The organism is Actinomadura bangladeshensis, assembly GCF_004348335.1.
GTDB classification, from domain to species: domain Bacteria; phylum Actinomycetota; class Actinomycetes; order Streptosporangiales; family Streptosporangiaceae; genus Spirillospora; species Spirillospora bangladeshensis.
Window position 1 is genome coordinate 1 of sequence record NZ_SMJW01000488.1, and the last position, 2,441, is coordinate 2,441.

3 protein-coding genes are annotated in these 2,441 nt (G+C 69.3%); 2 read left to right on the top strand and 1 reads right to left on the bottom strand.

What is annotated here, in order from left to right; all coding sequences use genetic code 11:
• Positions 1-393, top strand: a 393-nt coding sequence (locus E1284_RS40180; protein WP_207924240.1) for a hypothetical protein, incomplete at its 5' end; no start/stop codon positions are given.
• Positions 394-494: 101 nt separating this feature from the next.
• Here the strand turns inward: E1284_RS40180 and E1284_RS40185 are convergent.
• A complete protein-coding gene (locus E1284_RS40185; RefSeq protein ID WP_424923541.1) occupies positions 495-1,946 on the bottom strand; it encodes an MFS transporter in 1,452 nt (483 codons plus the stop codon).
• Positions 1,947-2,048: 102 nt separating this feature from the next.
• Here E1284_RS40185 and E1284_RS40190 point away from each other — a divergent pair, with 102 nt between their 5' ends.
• On the top strand, positions 2,049-2,423 hold the full coding sequence (locus E1284_RS40190; RefSeq protein WP_131945358.1) for a MarR family winged helix-turn-helix transcriptional regulator: 375 nt from the start codon (positions 2,049-2,051) through the stop codon (positions 2,421-2,423).
• Positions 2,424-2,441 lie beyond the last annotated feature (18 nt).

Sequence of the window (2,441 nt, forward strand, 5' to 3'; positions counted from 1 at the left end):
GCGCCAGCCGCCGCCGGTCCGCCCGCCGGCACCTTCGTCCGGCGGGCCAAGAAGGGACCGGTCCCACGCCCGGCACGCTCCATGCCCGCCCTCACCGGCTTCCAGCAGGAACTGTCCAACGTCCTCGACCGCCTTCGCCAGGTCATGGACGACCAGCGCATCCACTTCCTGCTGAGCGAACTCCTCCCCATCCTGGAGTCGATCGTCGAGCGAATGGAGGCCGAGTACCTGGACGCCACCCCCCTGGCCACCCTCCGCGACGACCTACGCCGCCTCCAACCCACCGTGGACCAGGCCACCGTCAACGCCCAATGGACCCGCACTCTCCAGGCCCTGACCGACTTCACAGGCGAGACCCCACCCCGCCGCCCCTTCTGGAAACGCCCTGAGTAGACACCCACCGAAACCACCCGGGGGCGACCTCCCCCAAGGCCGCCCCCGCACAAGCCCAACTCACGTGCCCAGCAGGCATTCGCGGGTTGGAGGGTGGTTGGTCAGGTGTGCTTGCCGCGGTAGTGGCGTAGCAGCGGGATTAGGTTCAGGGCCAGGCCGACGACGGCCACGGCGCTGACCAGGTTGACGCCCGGGTGGAACTCGGCGAAGCCGTCGCCGCCGGCGGCCGTCCCACCGGCTACGAGCGCGGTGACCACGGCGAGGACCAGGGCGGCGCCCACCTGCCCCGAGGTCTGGACGAGGCCGGAGGCGAGGCCCTGCTCGGAGTCGTCGATCCCGTCCGTGGCCTGCGCCATGATGGAGCTGAAGCCGAACGCGAAGCCGCCGCCCAGCAGCAGCATCGTCGGCAGGATCGTGAAGGCGTAGTGCGGGGCGTTTCCGGCGGTGGCCAGGAACCAGCCGTAGCCGAGGCTGAGGGACGTCATGGAGCTGGTGATCAGCCGCGGCGTCCCGTACCGGTCGATCAGGCGCCCGACGAACGGGGAGCCGAAAGCGACGAGGAGCCCGGCGGGCAGCAGCGCCATGGCCATCTTCAACGGCGACCAGCGCAGGACGTCCTGCAGGTAGAGCGTCATCATGAACTGGAAGCTGAGGTAGGAACCGAACAGCGCGACGATGCTCAGGTTGGCCCGGACGATGGACCCGATCCGCAGGATGCCGAGCCGGATCAGCGGGTGCCGCACCTTGTTCTCGGTCACGACGAAGCCGACCAGCAGGGCGGCCGCGAGCACGACGGACCCGAGGGTCACGGGGTCGAGCCAGCCGCGGTCCGGCGCCGAGACCACGGTGTAGACGGCGAGCAGCATGCCTCCGGTGAGCGTCACGGCGCCCACGAGGTCGTGGCCGCCGTCGTCCGCCGGCCTGTCCTTGGGGATCAGCAGGGCGCCCGCGAGGAGGGCGAGGACCGCGAGCGGCACGGGCGTCAGGAAGGTCCAGCGCCATCCGAAGCTGGTCAGCAACCCGCCGAGGATCAGCCCGGACGAGTAGCCGCTGGCGCCGAAGACGGAGAACACCGACAGCGCCCGGTTCCGCGCGGGACCCTCATGGAACGTGGTGGTCAAGATGGACAGGGCCGTGGGCGCCGTGAACGCGGCGGCGAGCCCCTTGACGAAGCGGGTGACGATCAACAGGGTGCCGTCGTTCACCAGTCCGCCTACAAGGGACGCGACGGCGAAGACGGCGAGTGCGCTGAGGAAGACGCGGCGGCGTCCGAGCAGGTCGGCGGTGCGTCCGCCGAGAAGGAGCAGGCCGCCGTAGCCGAGGACGTACCCGTTCACGATCCACTGCAGCGAGGTGGTGGAAAGGCCGAGTTCGGTCCCGATCGACGGCAGCGCGACGCCCACCATCGAGACATCGAGCCCGTCGAGGAACATCACGGCGCAGAGGACCGCGAGGATCCCCCACAGCCGGGGAGTCCAGCTCTGTTCGGCCGGTGCGCGCTCGGCCCGCGGCGGGCGGACGGTGAAGGCAGGTGAGGTGTCGGTGATAGCCACGCCGCAGGACAGTACATGCACATGCATCCAATGTCCACGCACTAATTTCAGTGGAACTTTATGCGCATGCACATGATGCGCTCGCATGCTAAGATCCGCGCCATGGAGGCGAAGTCGGCTCTGGTCGACCGGTGGCGGGAGCTCGCGTCCTGCTACAACACGGTCGCGTGCGCTCTGGAGCGCGCTCTGCAGGATGCCCACGGGATGAGCATGAGCGAGTACGAGACCCTCGACCGGCTCGTCGATCTCCGCTGTGAGAAGCGCCGCATGCAGGAGATCGCCGCGGCGATGTACCTGAGTCAGAGCGCCCTCTCGCGTACGGTCGCGCGCCTGGAGAAGCACGGCTACGTCGAGCGCGACCTCTGCAAGGACGACCGGCGCGGCGTCTTCGTCCAGATCACCGAGTCCGGCCGCCGCCGCCACGCCGAGGCCCGCGAAACCCACCTGAAGATCCTCGCCGCACACCTGACCCCGTAACCCCACCATGCCCCCGAC

Coding starts and splice junctions, on each gene's coding strand:
- E1284_RS40190 (WP_131945358.1), top strand. CDS start 2,049: ATGGAGGCGAAGTCGGCTCTGGTCGACCGGTGGCGGGAGCTCGCGTCC.